Genomic DNA, 22,205 nt, shown 5'->3' on the forward strand with positions numbered 1-22,205 from the left:
GTGCGCTCGGTGAGTTCGGCGGCGGCCGTCTCGGCCTGCTCGCGGGCGGTTCGGGCGGCGGCCAGCTGCTCGGCGGTCTCCTCGCGCTCGCGGAGCAGACCGGCGGCGGCCTCCTCGCGCTCGCGCCGGCTCTCCTCGCGCAGCGCCTCGGCGGCGGCGTCGGCCTCGGCCCGGGTCCGGGCCAGCTCGGCGTCGGCCTCGGCGCGCAGCCGTTCGGCGTCGGCGACCGCGGCGTCCAGCACGGCGGTGGCCTCGGCCTGCGCGTCGGCCCGGACGGCCTGCGCGTCGGCGTTCGCCCCGGCCCGCACCCGCTGATCGAACTCGGTTGCCTCGCGGCGCAGTTCGGCGGTCTCACGCTCGGCGGCGGAGCGGTTCTCGGCGGCCGCGGCCTTGGCCGCGGCGAGCGCGTCCTGGCCCTGCTGCTCGGCACCGGCGACGATCTTCTCGGCCTCGGCGCGGGCCCGGTCGAGGGTCTGCTCGGCGCGGCCCTGGGTCTCGGCGGCCTGCTGCTTGGTCTGCTCGCGCAGCCGCTCGATCTCGGCGGCCGCGCCGGCGCGCAGCTCGTCCGCGTCCGTCTTGGCCCTGGTCAGCAGCTCCTCGGCGTTCTTCGCCGACTCCTCGATCTGCACGACGGCCTGCCGGCGGGCCTCGCCGCGGACCCGGTCGGCCTCGGCGGCGGCCTGGGCGCGCAGGTCCTCGGCCTCGGCCCGCAGCCGGGCGGCCTCGTCCTGCATCTGCCGGACCCGCTCGCGGATGCCGGCCGCGTCGTCCAGGGCGGCGTTCTGGGCCTGCTCGACGGCGGCCTGCGCCTGCTCGCGCAGCCGCTCCGCCTCGGCGGCGGCCTCGGCGCGGATCCGCTCGGCCTCCGTGGTGGCCTCGGCCCTGGCGGTCTCGGCGTCCTGGTTGGCCCGGCCCAGCATCTCCTCGGCCGTCTTGGCGGCCTTGGCGAGGTGGACGGTGGCGTCCTTGGCGCCGGCCGCCCGGCCGGCCTCCTCGGCCTCGCTGCGCAGCTGCTCGGCGGCGGCCTCGGCCTGGGCCCGCAGCTCGGCGACGTCGCGCTCGGCCTGCGAGCGCAGCTCCGCGATGGCGGCCTCGGCCTCGGACCGCAGCTGGCCGGCGACCGACTCGGCGGTGGCGCGCAGCCGTTCGCTCTCCTCGGCGGCGGCCGCCTTGGCGGCCTCCGCCTCGGCCTGCTTGGTGGCAGCCTCGGCCCGGATGGCCTCGGCCTGCTTGGTCGCCTGGGCGACCATCCTGGCGACCTCGGCGCGGGCGGTCTGCGAGCGCTGCTCGCTGGCGGCCTCGCCGTCGGCGACCTTGCGGACGGCGGCGGCCTCGGCATCGGCCTGGAGCTGCTCGGCGGCGGCCTCGGCCTGGGCGCGCAGCTCGGCGGACTCCCGACGGGTGCGCTCGGCCTCGGCGATCGCCTCGGCGCGCAGCCGCTCGATCTCGGCCTGGGCGTGGGCGAGAGCCTCCTCGGCGCGGGCCTGCTCGGCGCTGGCGTGCTCCTTGAGCCGGCCGATCTCGGCCTGCGCGGCGGCGAGCTGCTGTTCGGCGGCGGCGTGCGCGGCGGCCAGCTGCTGCTGGGCCTCGCCGCGGGCGGCGTTCACGTCGGCGGCGGCCTGGGCGCCGGCCTGCTGGGCCTGCTCGGAGGCGGCGCGCAGCAGGCGCTCGGCGTCGGTCTGGGCGCGGTGGAGGGCGGCCTCGGCGGCGGCCTGGGCCTCACCGCGGGCGGCGTCGACGTCGGCGGCGGTCTGGGCGCGGGCGTGGTCGGACAGCGCGGCGGCCTCGGCGCGGGCCGCGGCCATCATCCGCTCGGCCTCGGCGCGGGCCTCCTGGAGCAGGCGCTGGGCCTCCTGCTCGGTGCCGGCCCGGGTCTGCTCGGCCCAGTTGACGTTCTCGTTGACGTGCTGTTCGGCGCTGCGCCGCAGCTCGGTGAGCTCGTCCTCCAGCTGGCGGCGGCGGGCGGCCAGCTCGGCCTCCAGCCGGGCGGTGCGCTCGGCGGCCTCGGCCATCAGGCGCTGGGTGGCCTGCTGGGAGTCGCGCAGCTGCCGCTCGGCGTCGGCACGCAGCTGCTGGGCCTGCATCTCGGCGGTGCGGAGCAGCTGCTCGGCCTGGCCGGAGACGGCGTCGAAAGCACGCGGCTGGGCGAGCATGCGACGGGACTCGTGCAGCTTGGCCCGGAGCACCTCCACCTGGTAGGCGAGGTCCTCGGCATGCTCGACGGTCTTGTCCCGCTCCTTGCGAGTCCGATCCATCTCGGCCTCGAACTGGGAGAGGTGATCGTCAACCTCGTAGCGGTCGTAGCCCCGCACTCCGCGGTCCCATCCATCTCCTGGTCGCGTCCTCGACCCGGCCGCACCCCGGCTCCCGTGTCCGGGGCCCCGGTCCGACTGGTCCTTGCATCCGCAGCCGGTGGACGGCCCCTGTTCTGGTCGGGGGCGTCCGCCACGGTTGTCGAAGTCCTGGGCGTCGGAGCGCGGTCGTGCCGCGTTCCCCCGTCCGGGTGGACTCCTGGGCGAACTCTTGCCTTGTGGAGAATGGTGACAGATCCGAACTGCGACTGTTCAGCCGTGCCCGCGTAATGGACTCCCCTGCGACGGGCCGGTCCACCGCTGGGCGGACAGGCCTGTCATCGGCCGTGCCCGTCGCCTCCGTCCCCCGGAGTCTTCGCGCACCTGGGCATTGTAGTGGGAGCGTCCCACGGGGGAATGGCCGCGTAGGGGTTTTCCGGGCATCGGGCGACATTACTGACGGGTCATGAGGGCCGCGGGCCCCTCGGCGGGCCCTGGGCGGACCCCCGGCGGGTGCCGTCGGAACCCGACGGCACCCGGGTGCGGGTCAGTGCTCGTCGTGCTCGTCGTGCTCGCCGGGCTCTGCGGCGGTGACCAGCTCGGTCAGCACACCGCCGCAGTCCTTGGGGTGGAGGAAGGTGATCCGGGAGCCCATCGAGCCGATCCGGGGCTGCTCGTAGAGGACCCGGATGCCCTTGGCGCGGATGGACTCGGAGTCGCCGTCGACGTCGGCGGTGCCGAACGCGATGTGGTGGACGCCCTCGCCGTTCTTCTCCATCCACTTGCCGACGGCGGAGTCGGGCCGGGTGGGCTCCAGCAGCTGGAGGTAGGAGGCGCCGCCGTCACCGGTGTCGTTGATCTTGAGCATGGCCTCGCGCACCCCCTGCTCCTCGTTGACCTCGCTGTGGAACACCTCGAAGCCGTAGGTGGCGCGGTAGAACTCGACCGTCTTGTCGAGGTCTCGGCAGGCGATGCCGATGTGGTCGATGCGGGTGAGCACGGTGGCCTCCGGGTCTGGGCGGGCTACGGGACGGCAACAGTGCAGCGCATGCGGCCGGGGTGCGCCAGCGATCCGGGTGCGAGCCTGCTCACACGGGCGGGGTTCACCCGGACCGGGTTGACACGGTGTTGACTGGATCGTGCCAGTGCGCTCGATCACACCGTCGGTCCGGTGACGGACGGGTAGCAGGTCAGTACATTGAGCGGAATCCTCACCTGGCCACGACGTGCGAAGGGGCTCGTCCCATGACCAACACCACCTCTGTGATCGTTGCCGGTGCGCGGACCCCGATGGGTCGCCTGCTCGGTTCGCTCAAGGGCTTCTCCGGCGCCGACCTCGGGGCCGTCGCGATCAAGGCCGCCCTGGAGCGGGCCGGCGTCGCGGGGGACCAGGTCCAGTACGTGATCATGGGCCAGGTGCTGCAGGCCGGCGCCGGCCAGATCCCGGCCCGCCAGGCCGCCGTCAAGGCGGGCATCCCGATGAACGTCCCGGCGCTCACCATCAACAAGGTCTGCCTCTCCGGCCTGGACGCCATCGCGCTGGCCGACCAGCTGATCCGGGCCGGCGAGTTCGACATCGTGGTGGCCGGCGGCCAGGAGTCCATGACCAACGCCCCGCACCTGCTGCCGAAGTCCCGCGAGGGCTACAAGTACGGCGCGATCGAGCTGCTGGACGCGATGGCGCACGACGGCCTCACGGACGCCTACGAGAACATCCCGATGGGCGAGTCCACCGAGAAGCACAACACCCGCCTGGGCATCCCGCGCGACGTCCAGGACGAGATCGCCGCCGCGTCCCACCAGCGGGCCGCCAAGGCCCAGCAGAACGGCGTCTTCGAGGCCGAGATCGCCCCGGTGGAGATCCCGCAGCGCAGGGGCGAGCCGCTGGTCTTCAGCCAGGACGAGGGCATCCGGGCGGACACCACCGTCGAGGGCCTGGCCAAGCTGCGCCCGGCCTTCACCAAGGACGGCACGATCACCGCCGGCACCTCCTCGCAGATCTCCGACGGCGCCGCCGCGGTGGTCGTGATGAGCAAGGCCAAGGCCGAGGAGCTGGGCCTGAGTTGGATCGCCGAGATCGGCGCGCACGGCAACGTCGCGGGCCCGGACAACTCGCTGCAGTCGCAGCCGTCCAACGCGATCAAGCACGCGCTGGCCAAGGAGGGCCTGGAGGTCGGCGACCTCGACCTGATCGAGATCAACGAGGCGTTCGCGGCCGTCGCCCACCAGTCGACCAAGGACCTGGGCGTCTCCTCCGACATCGTCAACGTCAACGGCGGCGCGATCGCGCTCGGCCACCCGATCGGCATGTCCGGTGCCCGCGTGGTGCTGCACCTGGCGCTGGAACTCCAGCGGCGCGGCGGCGGCATCGGCGCGGCCGCGCTCTGCGGCGGCGGCGGCCAGGGCGACGCGCTGATCGTCCGCGTCCCGAAGGAGCAGGCCGCGAAGGCCTGATCATCCGACTTACCTCAGGGGCTGCGGACCGCCACCAGCGGTCCGCGGCCCTTCGGCGCTAGGAGCTCCTGATGATCGATGTCGCGACCCTGGTCGAGCAGGCCCGCGCGGGTCGGCCGCGTGCGGTGGCCCGGCTGATCTCGCTGGTCGAGAACGCCGCCCCGCAGCTGCGCGAGGCGATGGCGGCGCTGGCCCCCTACACCGGCCGGGCCTACACCGTCGGGCTGACCGGCTCGCCCGGCGTGGGCAAGTCCACCTCGACCTCCGCCCTGGTCACCGCCTACCGGCGGCTCGGCAAGCGGGTCGGGGTGCTGGCGGTGGACCCGTCCTCGCCGTTCTCCGGCGGCGCGCTGCTCGGCGACCGGGTCCGGATGCAGGACCACGCCACCGACCCCGAGGTGTTCATCCGCTCGATGGCCACCCGCGGCCACCTCGGCGGCCTCTCCTGGTCGGCCCCGCAGGCGCTGCGGGTGCTGGACGGGGCCGGCTGCGACGTGATCCTGGTGGAGACCGTCGGCGTCGGCCAGTCCGAGGTGGAGATCGCCGCCCAGGCGGACACCACCGTGGTGCTGCTCGCCCCCGGGATGGGCGACGGGATCCAGGCCGCCAAGGCCGGGATCCTGGAGATCGGCGACGTCTTCGTGGTGAACAAGGCGGACCGGGACGGCGCCGACGCGACCGCCCGGGAGCTGAACCACATGCTCGGCCTCGGCGAGACCCGCGAGGCGGGGGACTGGCGGCCCCCGATCGTGAAGACCGTGGCGGCCCGCGGCGAGGGCGTCGACGAGGTGGTCGAGGCGCTGGAGAAGCACCGCGCCTGGCTGGAGGAGCACGGCGAGCTGGCCGTGCGCCGCCGCCGCCGGGCCGGCGACGAGATCGAGGCGATCGCGCTGGCCGCGCTGCGCTCCCGGATCGGCGACCTGCACGGCGACCGCCACCTGGCCACCCTGGCCGAGCGGGTGGTGGCCGGCGAGCTGGACCCCTACGGCGCCGCCGACGAACTGGTCGCCGGACTCACCCAGGGCTGAACACGACGAGGGGCCCGGTCACCCGCCGCACCGACGGCCGACCGGGCCCCTTGAAAATCAAGCCCGGCCGCGGAGGTCCCGCAGGTGTTCGGCGACGGGGGCCAGGGCCTGGTACATCGCGTCCAGCTGCTCGGGGCTGAAGCGGTCGATGAAGTGCGTCCGGACGCTGCGCACGTGGTCCGGGGCGACCTTCTGCATGGTCTCCCAGCCCTGCTCGGTGAGGTGGGCGTAGAGGCCGCGCCGGTCGCCCGGACACTCCTGCCGCAGGACCAGCCCGGCCGTCTCCATCCGCGTGATCTGGTGCGAGAGCCGGCTCTTGGACTGCAGGGTCGCGGTGGCCAGGTCGGTCATCCGCATCCGCCGCTCGGGTGCCTCGGAGAGCACGACCAGGATCTCGTAGTCGTTGATCGCGAGGTTGTGCGGCTGGAGTTCGCGGCTGAGCTGGTAGTCCAGCAGCTTGGAGACCTCCAGGTGGGCGCGCCACAGCCGCTGCTCCCGGGCGCTGAGCCACGGAGTCCCCTCCTCCGGCTGCGAGGGGGGGACGTCGGCGGCGTCGATCGTGCGCGTATCCATGGTGCGAGCATACCGCATTTAGTTCAATCTTGTACGACTTTACAGGCCGAAACGCCGCCCGAGGTCGCCCAGGTTACCGAGCCCGGGCACGTTGAGGTTGCCCCCGCCGTGGCCCGCGGCCGCGGGCTGCGACGGCACCCCGCCCATCGGCACGCCCGCCTCGGCGTGCACCTGGCCGACGTTGCGGTCGGCCATCAGCACCTCGGTCGACTGCAGCAGCACCTGGCCGGCGCCGATGAACTCGAACTGGTGCTCCTCGCCGGACGCCCCGCCCAGGCCGGTCAGCCGGCGGATCCCGCCGATCACCCCGTGCATGTAGTCGTGGTCGTAGTGGTGGCACGGCGCCGGGCAGTCCGCCCAGCCGACCAGCGCCTGCGGGTCCACCCGGATCGGCGGCTCGACGAAGTGCACCGGCCCGTTGGACGCGGCCACGAACTTGCCGCTGCCGATCAGCGTGAGGAACCCGGGGATGATCGACTGCTTGAGCCGCAGCGTGGGCTCGTACGCCAGGAGGTTGCCCGAGCGGACGGTCAGGTTCCCCTCCTCCAGGTCGTAGGAGTTGAGGTCGAAGGCGCGGTCGGCCAGCAGCAGCTTGCCCCGGCCCTCGGCGACCACCCAGTCCGCCGCGTGCATCGGCGAGTTGAAGTGCTGGCCGAGCATCCGGTCGATCGCCCCGGCGCCGACGCCCTTGAAGGAGATGTCGCCGTAGTAGGCGATCATCTTGCCCTTCTGCAGGAAGTACGACCCGTTCAGGTCGACCGAGAAGGCGTACGGGTTGACGTTGTCGTTCGCCGGCAGGCTGTGCACGTCGTGCACCACCGGGCCGGAGCCGTCCGGCGCCTTCGGCAGCGGAGCCTGGGCGCCGCCGTACTGCTCCTGGGCGTACTGCTGCGGCTGCTGCTGCGGGTAACCCTGCTGCTGCGGAGGCGGCGGGTAGCCCTGCTGCGGGTAGCCCTGCCCGGGCGGCGGGCCGTAGCCGGGCGGCGGCGGGGCGGCCGGATAGCCGGGCTGGGTGGGCTGGTTGTACGGCGACGGCTGGCCGTACGGCTGCGGCTGGCCGTACGGGTCGTGCGGCTGCCCGTAGGGGGGCTGCGGCGGGTAGGACATCAGAGCTTCTCCTCGCTCGCCTGCACGAACACCGTGCCGTTCCCGGACAGCTCCAGCTGGAAGGCCTCGCCGGAGCCGCGTCCGATCATGTCGCGCCACCCCAGCGCGGTGGACAGCTTGTTCTGGACCTGGCCGCGGTGCGCGACGTAGGCCTGGGGGTCGACGTGGACCGGCTGGTGCGGGGTGATCGGCAGTTCGAAGACGCCGCCGTGCGCCATCACCGCCACCGCGCCGTGGCCGTCCAGCTTGGTGGTGAACAGGCCCTGCCCGGTCACCTGGCCTCGGACCATGCCCATCACGCCGCCCTGCGACCCCATGAACATCGTGGACTGCTGCAGCGAGCCCTCGAAGGCCAGCAGCCGGTCCGCCTCGACGTACAGGGTGTCGCCGGCCAGGTCGATCACGTGCACGTGGTGGCCGCCGTGGCCGAACATCACGGTGCCCTGGCCCTCGACGGTCATCAGCGGGGTGTCCTCGTTGGCCACCCGGCGGCCGATCATCGACATGACGCCGCCCTGGCCGCCGGTGAGGTTCGGCGTGAACCGGACCTCGCCGGTGTACGCGAGCATCGCGCCGCGCTGGCTGAACATCCGCTGCCCGGGGACGACCCGGGCCTCGATCATCTTGTTGTTGATCCTGGTGAACGGCATCAGACGTCGCCCCCGATGGTGATCTTCTCGGACGGCTGAACGTAGACCAGGCCCTCGCCGGAGAACTCCACCTGGACCGCCTCGCCGCCGCCCTCGCCGATGAAGGTCGACCAGCCGGCGCCCGACTTGAGGCTGCGGCTGAGGTTGCCGGTGTGCGCGACGTACGCCCCCGGGTCCACCCGCAGCGGCATGCCCTGGGAGACCCGCAGGATGATGGCCGGCCCCTTGGAGGTGAGCGCGGCCCAGCCGTGGCCCTCCACCTTGGTGGTGAACAGGCCGTTCCCGGAGGAGATGCCGTTGAGCCCGGTGAAGCTGGTGCCGGTCTTCAGCGTGCCCTCGGTGCAGAGGAGGTTGTCCGACTCGACGTAGAGCGTCTCGCCGTTCAGCCGGACCAGGTTGATTTCGGTGGCTCGGTCGGCGAAGTAGCAGGTGCCCTGCCCCTTCACCTCCATGACCGTCATCTGCTCACCGGTCAGCCGTCGGGTCACGACGCCGCGCAGCCCGTCACCGCCGCCGCTGAGCTTCTTGAAGTTCATCTGGCCGGTGTACGCGACCATCGAGCCGTTTCTGGCTTTCACGCCATCGCCCGTCATGTCGACGGCGAGCGTCTTGGACCCTTGGAGTCGAAACTGTGCCACCGCCGCAATGTAGCGGGATCCGGCAGCTCGGGGGGAGGGGGCGGGGTCGTTCTGGTACCTGTCTGCGACAAAACCGGCCCGTCGGACACCGGCTGTACCGGCTCCGTATCCCCTGCGTGTCCGCCGCCGGACCCCGGGCCCGCCGGCGCCGCACCCCGGGAGCGGGGTCGGACATGTGCTCGGTGATAATGGCGGGGATGCTTGTGAGCCGGTTCACAAGTGATCTTCGACTCCTGACTGAGGTGCCCATCGTGAACAGCAGTGCCGTCCACCGCCTGCGTCTGGTCTCCGGCCCCGAGGGCCTCTCGTTCCTCCTGCTGCTGGTCTGCTCGGTGCTCAAGCGCACCACCAGCTTCGACGCGGTGCCGGTGATGGGCATGATCCACGGGATCCTGTTCGTCCTGTACGTGGTGTTCTGGATCATGGCCTGGCAGGCGCAGAAGTGGGACGCCAAGCGCGGCATCCTGCTGTTCGTCCTCTCGGTGCTGCCCACCGGCGGCTTCTTCGCCGAGCGGACCCTCGCCAAGGAGGAGCGCGGCGAGCTCGCACCCGCCCGCGAGCCCGCCACCGCCTGATCGCCGCCCGAACGACCGCGGGCAGGCCGGCAGGCTGCCGGGGCCTCCTCTCCCAGTGGGCCCCGGCAGCCTGTCGCCGTTTCCAGGTGTGGTTCCGGTGGTGACTAGTTGACGTTCACCGCGCTCCAGGCCGCGGCCACCGCCGCGTACTGGGTGCTGGTGGTGCCGTAGAGGTCACCGGCCGCCTTCAGGGTCGCCGTGCGGGCGGCCTTGTAGTTGGTGGTGGAGGTGAAGTAGACGGTCAGCGCGCGGTACCAGATCGCGGCGGCCTTGTCCCGGCCGATGCCGGTGACGGTGGAGCCGTTGGAGGTGGGGCTGTTGTAGCTGACGCCGTTGATGGTCTTGGCGCCGCTGCCCTCGGCCAGCAGGTAGAAGAAGTGGTTGGCCACGCCGGAGGAGTAGTGGACGTCCACGTTGCCGACCCCGGAGTACCAGGAGTCCTTGGACGCGCCGTCCTTCGAGGGCTTGTCCATGTAGCGCAGCGGGGTGCCGTTGCCGTTCAGGTTGAGCCGCTCGCCGATCAGGTAGTCCGGCACGTCCGAGGGCAGGTTGGCGTACCACTCGACCATGGTGCCGAAGATGTCCGAGGTGGCCTCGTTGAGGCCGCCGGACTCGCCGGAGTAGACCAGCCCGGCGGTGGCGGAGGTGACGCCGTGGGTCATCTCGTGGCCGGCCACGTCGATGGCGGTCAGCGGGTGGGTGTTGCCCGAGCCGTCGCCGTACGTCATGCAGAAGCAGGAGTCGTTCCAGAACGCGTTGACGTAGTTGGAGCCGTAGTGCACCCGGCTGCTCGCGCCGACGCCGTTGTTCTTGATGCCGCTGCGGCCGAAGGTGTTCTTGTAGTAGTCCCAGGTCGCGCCGGCGCCGTACTGGGCGTCCACCGCGGCGGACTGGGTGTTGGAGGCGAGCCCGTCGCCCCAGACGTTGTCCGCGTCGGTGTACAGCGCGTTCCCGCTGGCGGCGTTGCCCGTCCACTGGTTGCCGCGGGAGGCGTCCTTGAGCTGGTAGGTCGAGCCGCTCTGGGTGGTGGTCAGCGGGACGCTGCCGACGAAGACGCCCTTGCCGCTGCCGTTCGCGGTCTGGAACTCCTCGTGCGTGGAGAGCACCTCGCCGGTGGCCGCGTCGGTGACCAGCCGCTGGCTGCTCGGCGTGCCGTCGGCCCGCTCGCCCTTGACGACGGTCTGGTACGCCAGTCGCGGGTTGCCGTCGGCGGCCCAGACCACCAGGGTGGCCGTGCCCGCGCCGTCGACCCGGCTGATCGCCGACTCGTCCTTGTCCGCGGCGATGCCGACGGTGGCCCGGACGGCGCCGAGCGCCTGGGCGCCGGCCTTGTCGGCGGAGAGCGCCGGGGTGAGGCTCGGCAGTGAGAGCTGCCCGCCGAACGCCCGGTCCACTGAGGTGATCGCGCCGTTGGCCTTCTGGTGCACCACCAGGTCGCCGCCGAGGACCGGCAGGCCGCCCAGGGTCCGCTCGTAGCGCAGGTGACGGGTGCCGTTGGCGTCCACCACGGCGTCCTTGGCGACCAGCCGCTCCTGGCCGCCGAGGGCGAGCGCCTGCGCCACCGGCGCGGCCTCGCTGCCGGCCAGCGAGATCAGCGCGTCGTGCTGCTGCACCACCGAGGGCGCGGCGGCCTGGGCGGGGGCGGCGGCGACCTGGATGGCGCCGGCGAGCAGGGCGGTGGCGGAGAGTACGGCTCCGGCTGTCAGCTTTCGCTTCACGTACGGGGTTCCTTCCACGAAACCGCGTGTGCGCGGTCACGCCGCGTACCGGGGCGCCGGGGTTGGCGCCGTGGGGCGGTAGGGCGCTGACGTGCTGCTCCCGTGCGGTTCCGACGGCCGGTCGGTGGGTGGGGCGACAGCCGTCGACGGGGCGTTGGTCAGAAGCATGACAAGCGCAGGTCGTGAAAGGACAGGGCGCCGCCGGCGATTGGCCAGGTCTCGCCAGTCGTCGGGTACGGGTGGTTCCGGTGTGCCGAGTGACCGGTTCGGGGTGCTTCGTCCCGCTGGCGGGATCCCGCCAGCGGCCGCCCTTGTCGCTCGCCGCGGCCCTTGCTACGGCGCCGGGCCGGGCGCCGCTCCGGCCCTCCCCGGCCCGGCGCGGACGCGCGAACGCCCGGGGCCTCCCCTCCCAGTGAGGCCCCGGGCGCTGTCGAGCGGACGTCAGCTGACGTTGACGCCGCTCCAGGCCGCGGCCACCGCCGCGTACTGGGTGCTGGTGGTGCCGTAGAGGTCACCGGCCGCCTTCAGGGTCGCCGTGCGGGCGGCCTTGTAGTTGGTGGTGGAGGTGAAGTAGACGGTCAGCGCGCGGTACCAGATCGCGGCGGCCTTGTCCCGGCCGATGCCGGTGACGGTGGAGCCGTTGGAGGTGGGGCTGTTGTAGCTGACGCCGTTGATGGTCTTGGCGCCGCTGCCCTCGGCCAGCAGGTAGAAGAAGTGGTTGGCCACGCCGGAGGAGTAGTGGACGTCCAGGTTGCCGACGCCGGAGGACCAGGAGTCGGCCGAGCCGCCGTCCTTGGAGGGCTTGTCCATGTAGCGCAGCGGCGTCCCGTCGCCGTTGATGTCGATCTCCTCGCCGATCAGGTAGTCCGGCTTGTCGGTCGCGAGGTTGGCGGAGAACTCGACCATGGTGCCGAAGATGTCCGAGGTGGCCTCGTTGAGGCCGCCGGACTCGCCCGAGTAGTTGAGCCCCGCGGTGGCGGAGGTGACGCCGTGCGTCATCTCGTGGCCGGCCACGTCGATCTCGGTCAGCGGGTGGGTGTTGGCGTCACCGTCGCCGTACGTCATGCAGAAGCAGGAGTCGTCCCAGAACGCGTTGACGTAGTTCTTGCCGTAGTGGACCCGGCTGGTGGCGCCGACGCCGTTGTTCTTGATGCCGTTGCGGCCGAACGCGTTCTTGTAGAAGTCCCAGGTGGCCGCCGCGCCGAACTGCGCGTCCACCGCGGCGGACTGGGTGTTGGAGGCGAGGCCGGTGCCCCAGGCGTTGTCCGCGTCGGTGTACAGCGTGCCCGAGCCGGAGGTGCGGCCCTTGAGGTCGCTGGTGGACTGGTTGCCGCGGGAGGCGTCCTTGAGCTGGTAGGTCGAGCCGCTCTGGGTGGTGGTCAGCGGGACGCTGCCGACGAAGACGCCCTTGCCGGTGCCGGTCGCGGTCTGCACCTGCTCGTGGGTGGAGAGCACCTCGCCGGTGGCCGCGTCGGTGACCAGCAGCTGGCTGCTCGGGGTGGAGTCGGCGCGCAGGCCCTGGACGACCGTCTGGTACGCCAGTCGCGGGTTGCCGTCGGCGGCCCAGACCACGAGCTTGGCGGCGCCGGCCTGGCGCACCTCCCGCAGCGGCGACTCGTCCTTGTCGGCGGCGATGCCGACGGTCGACTGGACCGCGCCGGAGGCCTGCGCGGCGGCCTTGTCGGCCGGGATCTGCGGGGTGAGGCTCGGCAGCTCGATGGTCGCGGCGACGGCCTTGTCCACGGCCTCGACCGAGCCGTTCGCGGCCTCGTGCACGACCAGGTCGCCGCCGAGGACGGGCAGGCCGGCGAAGGTGCGCTCGAAGCGGAGGTGGCGGGTGCCGTCGGCGTCCACCACGGCGTCCTTGGCGACCAGTTGCTCCTGGCCGCCCAGGGCCAGGGCCTGCGCCAGCGGGCCGGCCTGACCGCTCGCCAGGGCGATCGCCGCCTCGCGCTGCTGCGCGGCCTGCGCCTGCGCGGCGGGGGTCGGGGCGGCCTGGGCGGCGGTGGTGCCCACCTGGATGACGCCGGTGAGGAGGGCGGTGGCGGAGAGTACGGCGCCGGCTGCGAGCTTTCGCTTCACGTACAGGTCCTTCCAGGGAAACCGCGGATGTGCGGTTGCGCCGCGTCCCGGGGTGCCGGGGTTGGCACCTGAGGGGCGGGACGGGCGCTGACGTGCTACTGCTCCGTGCGGTCGAGCGGCGGTGCCACCGGTGAGTGGGGCGGTGGCTGCCGAACGGGGCTGGGCGAAAGCATGACAATCCAACAAGTGAAATGACAGGTCTTGTTCATCGATTGGCCAGGTCTCGCCAGCCCGGCGGAAGGTAAACGGGGCGACAAATCCGGTCGAACCACCCCGCCTTGCAGCGGGTTACCGCCCGAACCGAGGCCTGACTACGGGCCGAACGCCGGATCGGCGGCCAACGGGCGGCCGACGGCGGGCGATTGGCGGTGGTTCACACCCCCGCAATGTGCTGGTACGGACCTGTGCGTCCCACTGGCGTGATCCCGCCACGTGTCGCGCTTGTCCACCATCAGGACGCCTGGTAACACCCCGGCGGCCCGCCGGTACGGTAAGGGGCGTGGCCAAGCCCCTCGCACTCGACTTCGACCCGATCGCCCGCGCCGACGAGCTCTGGACCCGCCGCTGGGGCGCAGTCCCCTCGATGGCGGCGATCACCTCGATCATGCGCGCCCACCAGATCCTGCTCGCGCGGGTGGACGCCGTGCTCAAGCCGTACGGGCTGACGTTCGCCCGGTACGAGGCGCTGGTGCTGCTCACCTTCAGCCGGACCGGCGAGCTCTCGCTGTCCAAGATCGGCGAGCGGCTGATGGTCCACCCGACCAGCGTGACCAACACCGTCGACCGCCTGGAGCGGGCCGGTCTGGTCGGCCGCCGGCCCAACCCGCTGGACGGCCGCGGGGTGCTCGCGGCGATCACCGCCCGCGGCCGCGAGGTCGTGGAGGAGGCCACCCGGGAGCTGATGGCGATGGAGTTCGGCCTGGAGGAGTACGGCCCCGACCAGTGCCGTCAGGTGTTCGACCTGCTGAGGCCGCTGCGGGTGGCCGCCGGGGACTTCACCGAGCCGGGCGCGGAGCCCGCGGAGTAGGGCGCTGCACGGCCCACCCGTAAGCGGCGGCTACCCTCGTGGGGAGCGGTGCGCGGATCCGGGCGTACCGGCCCATTCCGGCGAGCGAGGCGATGAAGAGTATGAAGGCGAACCCCCTGCTGGGCTGGTACCGGGCCCTGGCCATTGCGACCGGTGTGGCCCTGCTCGTGTTCTGCGGCTTCATGGTCGCGAAGTACGGCTTCGACACGGCCGAGGACCTGACCACCTACGTCGCGATGCTGCACGGCTACCTCTACGTCGGGTACTTCGTGGTGACCTTCCTGCTCGGCCAGAAGCTCAAGTGGCCGCTGGGCCGGATGCTCCTCACCCTGGCCGCCGGCTGCATCCCGTTCGCCTCCTTCGTCGCCGAGCGCCGGGTGGTCCGCGAGGCCGGCGAGCGGCTCCCCGCCGCCGGTGCCGCCCGGCAGGCCGCCGGCGTCTGAGCCACGCGCCGTCCACCGCGCCTTCGAGGGCGCCCCTCCCCGCACCGGGGAGGGGCGCCCTTCGCTTTCCGGGGCCGCGAACCGGCCCTTCTCGTGCCCGAACCGGCCCTTTTCGGCGTTTTCCGGCGCGTTCGCCCCCGGCTGGGCCCCGGCTCCATCGACAATTACTAGGACGTCCGAGTAAATTGGTAGGACGTCCTAACAGTTGTGCCGTCCACGTGCCGTGGCGGCCGTACGGAGCGGAGTTCGGGGTCATGGACGCCGAGGAGATCGAGCGCGGACGGCAGCGCTGGCAGCAGCGGTACGACAGCTCCCGCAAGCGGGACGCGGACTTCACCACCCTCTCCGGTGACGAGGTCGAGCCGGTCTACGGCCCGCCCGCGGGCCAGCCGGTCGAGGGCTTCGAGCGGATCGGCTGGCCCGGCGAGTACCCGTACACCCGGGGGCTGCACGCCACCGGCTACCGGGGGCGGACGTGGACCATCCGCCAGTTCGCCGGCTTCGGCAACGCCGAGCAGACCAACGAGCGCTACCGGATGATCCTGGACTCGGGCGGCGGCGGCCTCTCGGTCGCCTTCGACATGCCCACCCTGATGGGGTACGACTCCGACGACCCCAAGTCGCTCGGCGAGGTCGGCCACTGCGGCGTGGCGATCGACTCGGCCGCCGACATGGAGGTCCTCTTCAAGGGGATCCCGCTCGGCGACGTCACCACCTCGATGACCATCAGCGGCCCGGCCATCCCGGTCTTCTGCATGTACCTGGTCGCCGCCGAGCGCCAGGGCGTCGACCCGGCGGTGCTCAACGGCACCCTGCAGACGGACATCTTCAAGGAGTACATCGCGCAGAAGGAGTGGCTCTTCGCGCCCGAGCCGCACCTGCGCCTGATCGGCGACCTGATGGCCTACTGCGCCGAGGGCATCCCGGCGTACAAGCCGCTCTCGGTCTCCGGCTACCACATCCGCGAGGCCGGCTCGACGGCCGCGCAGGAGCTGGCGTACACGCTGGCGGACGGCTTCGCCTACGTCGAACTCGGCCTCTCCCGGGGCCTGGACGTGGACGTCTTCGCGCCCGGCCTCTCCTTCTTCTTCGACGCGCACCTCGACTTCTTCGAGGAGATCGCCAAGTTCCGCGCCGCGCGCCGGATCTGGGCCCGCTGGATGCGCGACCGCTTCGGCGCCCGGACGGACAAGGCGCAGTGGCTGCGCTTCCACACCCAGACCGCCGGGGTCTCGCTGACCGCCCAGCAGCCGTACAACAACGTGGTCCGCACCGCGGTCGAGGCCCTCTCGGCGGTGCTCGGCGGCACCAACTCGCTGCACACCAACGCGCTGGACGAGACCCTGGCGCTGCCCTCGGAGCAGGCCGCCGAGATCGCCCTGCGCACCCAGCAGGTGCTGATGGAGGAGACCGGCATCACCAACGTGGCCGACCCGCTGGGCGGTTCCTGGTACGTCGAGGCGCTCACCGACCGGATCGAGGAGCAGGCCGAGGCGATCTTCCAGCGGATCCTGGACAAGGGCCGCGAGGACCACGAGATCGGCCCGATCACCTCCGGCATCCTGCGCGGGATCGAGGACGGCTTCTTCACCGGCGAGATCGCCGAGGCGGCCTTCCAGTACCAGCAGGGCGTCGAGAAGGGCGAGAAGCGGGTCGTCGGCGTCAACTGCCACCCGCGCAGCGTCACCCCCGAGCTGGAGATCCTCCGGGTCAGCCACGAGGTCGAGCGCGAGCAGGTGCGCGTGCTGGCCGCGCGCAAGGCCGGCCGGGACGAGGCGGCGGTGCGGGCCGGGCTGGACGCGATGCTGGCGGCGGCCCGCTCGGGCGCGTCGATGATCCCGCCGATGCTGGACGCCGTCCGGGCGGAGGCGACCCTGGGCGAGATCTGCAACGCGCTGCGCGACGAGTGGGGCATCTACCGGGAGACCGCCTCCTTCTGACGAACGGGGCAGCCCCCTGGACGCCGAGAACCGCCCCGCGCAGTCGCGCGGGGCGGTTCTCGGCGTCCTGCTCAGCCGGCGAGGAGCCGCGGGAACGGTCCGAGCAGCAGCTCGGTGAAGCGGCGGATCCACTCGGCGGTGATCGGCTCGCCGCTGACCAGCACCCGGTGCTCGACCGTCCCGGCGATGATGTCGAAGATGATGTCGATCTCCTCGGCGGCCGCCGCCGGGTCGCCGTCCGGGGCGAGTTCGCCGCGCGCCTGGGCGGCGGCCCGGCCCTGGCGGACCAGGTGCTTCTGCGGGTCCACGATCGCCTCCCGGATCCGCCGCCGCAGCTGCCGGTCCCGGGTGCCCTCGGCGAACAGCGCGAGCAGCGCGGCCTGCGTCTCCGGGCGGACCAGCAGACCGGCGAACTGGGCCACCACGGCCTCGATGTCGGCCCGGAGGCTGCCGAGGTCGTGCATCACCAGCTCGTCGAAGAGGCTCGCGACGGCGTCCACCACCAGCTCGTTCTTGGAGGGCCAGCGGCGGTACAGGGTGGTCTTGGCGACCTTGGCGCGGGTGGCCACGTGGCCCATGGTCAGCCCGCCCCAGCCGAGTTCGGCCAGTGCCTCGCGGGTGGCGTCGAGGATGGCGGTGTCGGCGGCCGCGCTGCGCGGGCGGCCCTTGGCCCGGGTGGCGGTGCTCTCGGCGCCGTCCGGGGCCTGTGGGGGGTCTTCACGGCCCGCCGGGCACGCCGGGGTCGCGGGGGGCTGGGGGGCCGGCACCGGGCCTCCTTGCGATGTACTGGTAAGTAACATGGGTGGGGCAGGTAACGGTAGCGACTGTTCCCCGTCGGGGTCAGCGGATGCGGGCGGGAAAGTGGGGCAGCTCACGTCCCGGGACGCCGGGACGGGGTTGCGGCGGGGGGCCTCGGTCCAGTTACGCTACGACTCGTAGCGAAAGCAGTGACGACCAGGCGCCGTGACCCCGTGGGGCGGGGACGGCGCGGGCGCGGATGGGGATCCGCGCCGAACGGTTCAGGTTACCGGGGGACGGGCCGTCCACCTGGGGAATCGCCGCCGCGCAGCCCGCGCGGTGCGACTTTCCGGAGGTTGGTGCCCGTCAGCGGCGCGGACGGGGGAGGATAGTGCCATGCAGCCACGGAATTCGCGTCTCAACAGCTCCGCCCTGCGCGGTGCGGTCGACCTCGCCGCAGTGAAGGCAGCCGGCGAGGCCGCCCAGAAGGCCGAGCAGGCCAGGGCCGAGCGGGCCCGCCAGGCGGCGGCCGCCGAGGCGGCCGGAGTCGCCCCGGCCCAGCCCGCGTACCCGCTCGTCATCGATGTCACCGAGGACACCTTCGAGACCGAGGTCGTCCAGCGCTCCACCGAAGTGCCGGTGGTCATCGACTTCTGGGCCGAGTGGTGCGGTCCGTGCAAGCAGCTCAGCCCGATGCTGGAGCGGCTGGCGGAGGAGTACGCCGGCCGGATCGTGCTCGCCAAGATCGACGTCGAGGCCAACCAGCTGCTCACCCAGCAGTTCGGCATCCAGGGCGTCCCGGCCGTGATGGCCGTGGTGGCCGGCCAGCTGGTGCCGCTGTTCCAGGGCGCCGAGAGCGAGGCCAACGTCCGCAAGGTGCTGGACCAGCTGATCCTGGTGGCCGAGCAGCGCTTCGGCGTGGTCGGCGGGGCCGGGGCACCGGCCGAGGCGACGGGCGAGGCCGAGACGTACCTGCCGGAGGACCCGGCCCTGGCGGCCGCGCACGAGGCGCTGGACCGGGGGGACCTCGGCGGCGCCGTCCAGGCGTACCGGAACGTACTGGCCGACGAGCCGGGCAACACCGAGGCCCGGCTCGGCCTGGCCCAGGCGGAGCTGCTGCAACGGGTGGAGGGTCTGGACCTGGCGGGCGTCCGCGCGGCGGCCGCGGCCGACCCGAAGGACGTCGCGGCCCAGCTGGACGCGGCCGACCTGGACCTGGTGGGCGGTCACGTCGAGGACGCCTTCGGGCGCCTGGTGGCCACCGTCGGGCGGACCTTCGGCGAGGACCGGGACACCGTCCGGCTCCGGCTGCTGGAGCTGTTCGAGGTGATCGGCACCGACGACCCGAGAGTGACGGCGGCGCGCGGCGCGCTGGCCCGCGTGCTGTTCTGAGGACCGTCCAACGGCCGGTTCTGGCACGGCGGATGACCTGCGGTGTCGCTGACGATTTGGCGACAATCCGGTCATCGGTCCAGAGGTTTACCAAATCTTGACAACACCCGTGGGTGGTCACTTCAGGTGACCGCCCACGGGTGTTTCGCTGGTGTTTCCGGCGGATTTCGTCCTCACCGTTCCTTCAATTCATCACTCTGGGTGTGCGGGCGGCCATTTCCATGATCGCCGCCGTCCGATGTTGGATTACCCGTCAGTAATGAACCCCTTGTGCTTCGCCCGGGATTCAAGCAGCATCGGCGACGCCCGGTCCCAGCGTTCAGCCCCCCGACAGCCGGTCGGCGGGCGGAGCCAGGGATCCCCACCGGGTGAGCCGCCGGCCGAGGCCGGCGGTGGGAGGGCAGGGGGGTATCCGCGGTCCCACGGCGGTTCCTGTCCTTCGAACCGGCCGCGCGGCCCGCGCGGTCGCTGGTTGTCGCTCGGGGGTGATCGCCGATGTCGTCGGTCCTGCCCGCCGCCCCGCAAGGGCGGTCGGTGAAGGGACGGGAGTGCCGCTGTGTGCCGGCCGCTCCCGCGTCCGACGACGCCAACGGCGCTCTCCGCTACCGAGGACGTAGCTCTCTCCCATCCCAGGCCCCCACCGGTGCGCGACGCACCGCCGGGGAGCCGGAGATGTACGTCCTAGAAGGAGGACTCGCATGTCCCAGACCTACGGCAAGACCCGCTGGAAGCGCTTCGCCCTGGTGATGGTGCCCAGCCTCGCGGCCACCGCCGCGGTGGGCGTCGCGCTGGCGAACAACGCGCTGGCGGCTTCGTTCAGCGTCTCCGGCCAGAGCTTCAAGGTCACCACGGCCGAGCTGCACGGCTCCAACTTCGCGCAGTTCGGCTCGATCGACGCGGAGACCAACGGCACGCCGCACCCGGTGGCCATCTCGGCGTTCGACTCGGCCACCATCAAGAGCCTCTGCCAGTCCGTGGTGACCGACCCCAACGTCATCCCCGGCCTGCCGTGGAAGCTGCCGAAGATCACCCTGCGCCTGGAGGCCGGCCAGAGTGACGACCCGGCGAAGCAGGTCACTGCCAAGAACCTGCTGATCGACCTGGAGCAGCTGAACGCGGACGCCGAGTTCACCAACATCAACATCGGCCAGGACGCGTCCACCCTGAAGGGCACCGCCACCCAGGGCTGGAAGTCCAAGCTCGGTACCGGCCTGCCCTCCGGCGCCACGGGCTTCGCCCAGGCCGCCGACAAGGCCGACCTGTCCAACGTGCAGCAGACCGCCTGGGCCACCTCGGCCGGCACCTTCAAGCTCCAGGGCCTGAAGCTCAACCTGCACACCGACGGCGGGCACGAGTGCTACTAGGCCGTTGACCGGCGGCGGGTCCCGGCCCGCCGCCGACCGCGGTACCCGGGGGGTCGGGGGCGGTGCGTGCGCCGTCCCGGGCCCTCCCCCTCCCGTTTTTCGCCTCGTTCACACCATCGAGGAGCTGCATCGTGTCCAGCGCCCTTGCCGAGTTCCGGCCCGCCGAGCACGAGAACCCCGCCCAGTGGGTGCGTCGGGTGTTCCGTAACTTCCGCCGGTCCCGGCCGTTCTACGGCGGCTTGCTGGCCATGATCGCCGGCGTCCCGATCATGTACTTCCCGTACGCCAAGCTGGCGTTGAACGGCATGACCGTCACCATGGCGACCACGGCCGGTGCCGGGTCATTGATCATCGGGGTCCTGCTGATCGTGCTGGGCCTGACCGCCTGGTTCCAGCCGGCCGTCCGGTTCTTCGCCGGCATCGCCACCACGCTGCTGACCCTGATCTCGATCCCGGTCTCCAATCTCTCCGGTTTCGGCATGGCGCTGCTGCCCGGTCTGATCGGCGGCGGGCTGATGCTCTCCTGGGCGCCGAACCCGGCCGCGCCGACGACCGAGGCGGTCGCGGCCGGCGCCGGCGGCGCCAAGACCCTGCCGTCGACGGCGTCCGAGGAGCCCGGCACCGCGGAGTTCGCCGCCGAGGAGCCCGCCACCGCGCCGCTGCCGGCCGTCCCCGCGCAGGCCGCCCCGGCCGACGGCGGTACCGCCGGGTCCGGCGTCCCGTCGCAGCACACCGGTGACCAGAAGGAGGCACGGTGAGCGGGTCCCAGGAGCCGCGGGCGGAGCAGCGCTCCGGGCGGCACGCGGCGCCCCGCACGCCCGTCCGGGTCCGGCTCAGAGGCCGCGCGCTGGCGATGGCCGCGGTGCCGACCGCGCTGCTGATGGCCGCCGCCTACACGCCGAACGCCGCGATCGCCGAGACCTCGGCGGGCAAGCCCTGCGCCACCGCGCCGGACACCGCGCCGCCGGTGGTGGCGGAGACCCCGGTGCCCAAGAGCGAGCTGCCCCCGCCGCTGCCCGGTCCGTCGGTGCCGCTCCCGGAGAGCCCGGCGACCACCCCGGCGGGCACGCCGACCGGTGCGCCGACCAGCGCGCCGACCGGTGCTCCGACGAGCACGCCCACCACGGTGCCCGGCACCCCGGCCCCCTCGTCCTCGCCGGCCTCGGTCCCGGTCCGGTCCGCGACCACCGGCGGGTCCGGCGGCGGCGTCGTCCAGGCCGGGCTGATCGACGACATCGTCGGTGGGATCACCAACCTGATCCACCCGAGCGCGTCGGCGAGCCCGTCCGCCTCCGCCACCACGGCCGCTCCGGCGCCGACCCAGGCCCCGGTGACCGCGCCCGCCGCGGGAAGCCGCGCGGTGGCCCCGGCCGCCGCCACCCAGGCGCCCGTCGCGCCCGCGCCGTCCGCCGCCACCACGCCCCCGGCCGCCGGGTCGGGGACGCCGAGCCCGGCGGCCACCACGCCGGGCGCCAAGGCGAGCACGCCGGGTGCCAAGGCGAGCGGCAAGCCGTCCGCGGGTGCGAAGGCCACCGGGTCGGCCACGCCGTCGGGCCCGGCCACGCCGTCCGCCTCGGGCACGCCGTCCGCCTCGGGCACGCCGAGCAAGGACCCGAACTGCCTGGTCCCGATGAAGGGCCTGGCCGCCGGGGAGAAGACGGACAACGCGATCCTCGTCCCGGACCAGAACTGGACCCTGCAGACCAGCCGGCTGACCCTCAACCACGCCGTCCTGATGGGCGTGGTCAAGGTCCAGACGCCGACCGGCACCAAGCGGGTGCTGAAGTTCGTGGTCGACAGCGTGGACATCGAGAACCTCGACATGTCGACCCTTGAGGGCAACGGCAAGACCTTCCACGTCAAGGGCGCCCCCGGCTCGGTCTCCACGATGCGCAAGGGCCCGGTCACCATGTACGTGGAGAAGCTCTCCGGTCACCTGTCCAAGGTGCTCGGCCTGCCGATCCCGATCGACCTGGGCGAGCTCACGCTGACCCCGGACGGGCCGCTTCCGCAGTGGCTGTACGACCTGATCGGCAAGCTCGAACTGCCGCTCTGGCTGGAGATGACCGGTGTCACCGCGGTCCAGTCCGGCCAGTTCGGCGGCACGCTGAAGATCCCCGGCATGCAGCTCTACAACGACGACAAGCCGTACGTCGGCAACCAGTAGCGGCGGCGAGAACGCCCG

18 protein-coding genes and 1 pseudogene are annotated in these 22,205 nt (G+C 72.5%); 10 read left to right on the plus strand and 9 right to left on the minus strand.

Annotation, left to right across the window (positions count from 1 at the left end):
* A pseudogene (locus tag ACZ34W_RS06290) lies at positions 1-2,255 on the minus strand (hypothetical protein); the annotation flags it as partial.
* Positions 2,256-2,838: 583 nt separating this feature from the next.
* The gene (mce, locus tag ACZ34W_RS06295) at positions 2,839-3,291 is read right to left on the minus strand and encodes a methylmalonyl-CoA epimerase (protein ID WP_465602138.1); all 453 of its coding nucleotides are present in this window, start codon (positions 3,289-3,291) and stop codon (positions 2,839-2,841) included.
* A gap of 245 nt (positions 3,292-3,536) precedes the next feature.
* Here mce and ACZ34W_RS06300 point away from each other — a divergent pair, with 245 nt between their 5' ends.
* Both ACZ34W_RS06300 and meaB read left to right on the plus strand, forming a co-directional pair.
* Positions 3,537-4,745 carry an acetyl-CoA C-acetyltransferase gene (locus ACZ34W_RS06300; protein WP_359835717.1) on the plus strand — a complete coding sequence of 403 codons (1,209 nt, stop codon included), beginning with the start codon at positions 3,537-3,539 and terminating at the stop codon, positions 4,743-4,745.
* Between the two features lie 71 nt (positions 4,746-4,816).
* The gene (gene meaB, locus ACZ34W_RS06305; RefSeq protein WP_329489639.1) at positions 4,817-5,773 is read left to right on the plus strand and encodes a methylmalonyl Co-A mutase-associated GTPase MeaB; all 957 of its coding nucleotides are present in this window, start codon (positions 4,817-4,819) and stop codon (positions 5,771-5,773) included.
* Positions 5,774-5,830: 57 nt separating this feature from the next.
* Here meaB and ACZ34W_RS06310 read toward each other — a convergent pair whose 3' ends face one another.
* The 4 genes from ACZ34W_RS06310 to ACZ34W_RS06325 form a co-directional block, all read right to left on the minus strand.
* Positions 5,831-6,346 carry a MarR family winged helix-turn-helix transcriptional regulator gene (locus ACZ34W_RS06310; protein WP_329489640.1) on the minus strand — a complete coding sequence of 172 codons (516 nt, stop codon included), beginning with the start codon at positions 6,344-6,346 and terminating at the stop codon, positions 5,831-5,833.
* Between the two features lie 39 nt (positions 6,347-6,385).
* Positions 6,386-7,195, minus strand: a complete 810-nt coding sequence (locus tag ACZ34W_RS06315; protein WP_329492249.1) for an AIM24 family protein — start codon at positions 7,193-7,195, stop codon at positions 6,386-6,388.
* Between the two features lie 257 nt (positions 7,196-7,452).
* Entirely contained in the window at positions 7,453-8,103 is a 651-nt protein-coding gene (locus ACZ34W_RS06320; protein WP_329489641.1) for an AIM24 family protein, read from the minus strand.
* Complete coding sequence (locus ACZ34W_RS06325) at positions 8,103-8,741, minus strand: AIM24 family protein (RefSeq protein WP_329489642.1); 639 nt, start codon at positions 8,739-8,741, stop codon at positions 8,103-8,105. The genes ACZ34W_RS06320 and ACZ34W_RS06325 overlap by 1 nt, the downstream gene beginning before the upstream one ends.
* A 242-nt stretch (positions 8,742-8,983) precedes the next feature.
* Here ACZ34W_RS06325 and ACZ34W_RS06330 point away from each other — a divergent pair, with 242 nt between their 5' ends.
* Positions 8,984-9,316 carry a DUF3817 domain-containing protein gene (locus ACZ34W_RS06330; protein WP_329489643.1) on the plus strand — a complete coding sequence of 111 codons (333 nt, stop codon included), beginning with the start codon at positions 8,984-8,986 and terminating at the stop codon, positions 9,314-9,316.
* Positions 9,317-9,420: 104 nt separating this feature from the next.
* Here ACZ34W_RS06330 and ACZ34W_RS06335 read toward each other — a convergent pair whose 3' ends face one another.
* Together ACZ34W_RS06335 and ACZ34W_RS06340 are read right to left on the minus strand one after the other, a co-directional pair.
* Positions 9,421-11,034: a M4 family metallopeptidase gene (locus tag ACZ34W_RS06335; protein ID WP_465602142.1), complete on the minus strand. Its 1,614-nt coding sequence runs from the start codon at positions 11,032-11,034 to the stop codon at positions 9,421-9,423.
* A 441-nt stretch (positions 11,035-11,475) separates the two neighbouring features.
* The gene (locus tag ACZ34W_RS06340; protein ID WP_329489645.1) at positions 11,476-13,116 is read right to left on the minus strand and encodes a M4 family metallopeptidase; all 1,641 of its coding nucleotides are present in this window, start codon (positions 13,114-13,116) and stop codon (positions 11,476-11,478) included.
* 499 nt (positions 13,117-13,615) lie between these two features.
* Between ACZ34W_RS06340 and ACZ34W_RS06345 the strand changes: the two genes are divergently transcribed.
* The 3 genes from ACZ34W_RS06345 to ACZ34W_RS06355 all read left to right on the plus strand — a co-directional run bounded on the left by ACZ34W_RS06345 (position 13,616) and on the right by ACZ34W_RS06355 (position 16,526).
* Complete coding sequence (locus ACZ34W_RS06345) at positions 13,616-14,143, plus strand: MarR family winged helix-turn-helix transcriptional regulator (protein WP_465602145.1); 528 nt, start codon at positions 13,616-13,618, stop codon at positions 14,141-14,143.
* Between the two features lie 101 nt (positions 14,144-14,244).
* Positions 14,245-14,586, plus strand: coding sequence for a DUF3817 domain-containing protein (locus tag ACZ34W_RS06350; RefSeq protein WP_329489647.1), 342 nt, complete (start codon positions 14,245-14,247; stop codon positions 14,584-14,586).
* Between the two features lie 254 nt (positions 14,587-14,840).
* Complete coding sequence (locus tag ACZ34W_RS06355; RefSeq protein ID WP_465602147.1) at positions 14,841-16,526, plus strand: acyl-CoA mutase large subunit family protein; 1,686 nt, start codon at positions 14,841-14,843, stop codon at positions 16,524-16,526.
* Between the two features lie 71 nt (positions 16,527-16,597).
* Here ACZ34W_RS06355 and ACZ34W_RS06360 read toward each other — a convergent pair whose 3' ends face one another.
* Complete coding sequence (locus ACZ34W_RS06360) at positions 16,598-17,293, minus strand: TetR/AcrR family transcriptional regulator (protein ID WP_329489649.1); 696 nt, start codon at positions 17,291-17,293, stop codon at positions 16,598-16,600.
* 367 nt (positions 17,294-17,660) lie between these two features.
* Between ACZ34W_RS06360 and ACZ34W_RS06365 the strand changes: the two genes are divergently transcribed.
* From ACZ34W_RS06365 to ACZ34W_RS06380, 4 genes are all read left to right on the plus strand, one after another.
* Positions 17,661-18,656, plus strand: coding sequence for a tetratricopeptide repeat protein (locus tag ACZ34W_RS06365; RefSeq protein WP_465602150.1), 996 nt, complete (start codon positions 17,661-17,663; stop codon positions 18,654-18,656).
* Positions 18,657-19,354: 698 nt separating this feature from the next.
* Positions 19,355-20,020, plus strand: a complete 666-nt coding sequence (locus tag ACZ34W_RS06370) for a DUF6230 family protein (protein WP_329489651.1) — start codon at positions 19,355-19,357, stop codon at positions 20,018-20,020.
* Between the two features lie 131 nt (positions 20,021-20,151).
* Positions 20,152-20,778 (plus strand): DUF6114 domain-containing protein, encoded by a 627-nt coding sequence (locus ACZ34W_RS06375; RefSeq protein ID WP_465602152.1) that lies wholly within the window; start codon positions 20,152-20,154, stop codon positions 20,776-20,778.
* On the plus strand, positions 20,775-22,187 hold the full coding sequence (locus ACZ34W_RS06380; protein ID WP_465602154.1) for a hypothetical protein: 1,413 nt from the start codon (positions 20,775-20,777) through the stop codon (positions 22,185-22,187). The genes ACZ34W_RS06375 and ACZ34W_RS06380 overlap by 4 nt, the downstream gene beginning before the upstream one ends.
* Positions 22,188-22,205: the final 18 nt, after the last annotated feature.

The organism is Kitasatospora sp. NPDC022856 (assembly GCF_055561235.1).